At 69.8% G+C, this 1,180-nt stretch carries 1 protein-coding gene; it reads left to right on the top strand.

Translation table 11 applies throughout. The features are described from left to right. Positions 1-95 precede the first annotated feature (95 nt). Entirely contained in the window at positions 96-536 is a 441-nt protein-coding gene (locus tag ACIOJE_RS41290; protein WP_400783854.1) for an ATP-binding protein, read from the top strand. Positions 537-1,180: the final 644 nt, after the last annotated feature.

The raw sequence follows: 1,180 nt of genomic DNA, 5'->3' as shown, positions 1-1,180 counted from the left end.
GAGATCGCTCCTGCAGCCACGCGCACTTGTTTCTATGTCTTTGACGTTACTACCAGGGCGATCACCCGAACCGAGAACTTGATCCCCAGATAACGGTGGGCACCGGCAAGACCCATCTGGCCACCGGGCTCGCCGTCCGGGCCTGCCAGGCCAGCCACCGGGTCGCGTTCGCCACCGCCTCCCAGTGGGTCGACCGCCTGGCCGCCGCCCACCAGGCCGGCCGACTCCAGGACGAACTGGTCAAGCTCGGCCGTTACCCACTGATCGTGGTCGATGAAGTGGGCTACATCCCCTTCGAACCGGAGGCCGCGAACCTGTTCTTCCAGCTGATCTCGAACAGATACGAACGAGCGAGCGTGATCGTCACCTCGAACAAGCCCTTCGGGCGCTGGGGAGAGGTCTTCGGCGACGAAACCGTCGCCGCCGCCATGATCGACCGACTCGTCCACCACGCCGAGGTCCACTCGCTCAAAGGCGAGTCCTACCGCATGCGGGGACGCGAACTCGGGCACGTCCGCACGAATGACAACGACTGACACACACCATCCAGCGAGACCACGACTGGCCCACAACTCAACCGTCGATACCGGCCCGAATTCAGCCGCCGCCGACAGGAGGACGTACTGCACGTCGTCGGCAATGAACTCGGCTGCGGCAGACCCCCGCGGGTGCGGGGAGGACATGACCGACCGCCGTCCGCTCTCGCTGCCCGCCGGCAGACCCCCGCGGGTGCGGGGAGGACGCGGCACGGTGGAGCGGGTCGAGCCCGCCGGCCGGCTGACCCCCGCGGGTGCGGGGAGGACGCTTCCTGACCTGCGGCGCAGCAGAGGCTTTGCCATATCTTGACTGACGGGACGCCAGCGATGGAGGCTTTCCACTGCTGTTGGCCGGAGGCGGCACTTCGCTGGCACTGCTGGGCTGTTGAGGAGTCAAGGAGCAGTTGACATCGTGCCACGTGCTCCTGAGAGCTGAGCCTCGGGTTGATCGTCCGATTTGGGGAGCTTGTTGGACCCCAGTGACCCCGCCATGGACCCCGCGAAGATCAGTGGTGGGGGGGCCCCCCCCGGGGGGGGGGGGGCCCCCCCCGGGCCGGGGGGGGGGGGGGGGGGGCCCGCGGGGGGGGGGGGGGGGGGGCCCGCGGGGGGGCCCGGCGGGCCCCCCGGGGGGGCCCCAGGGGGCG

Source organism: Kitasatospora sp. NPDC087861 (genome assembly GCF_044742585.1).
GTDB lineage: Bacteria > Actinomycetota > Actinomycetes > Streptomycetales > Streptomycetaceae > Kitasatospora.
The sequence above is the reverse complement of the archived record's forward strand: the minus strand, read 5'-3'. Positions and strand labels throughout refer to the sequence as shown.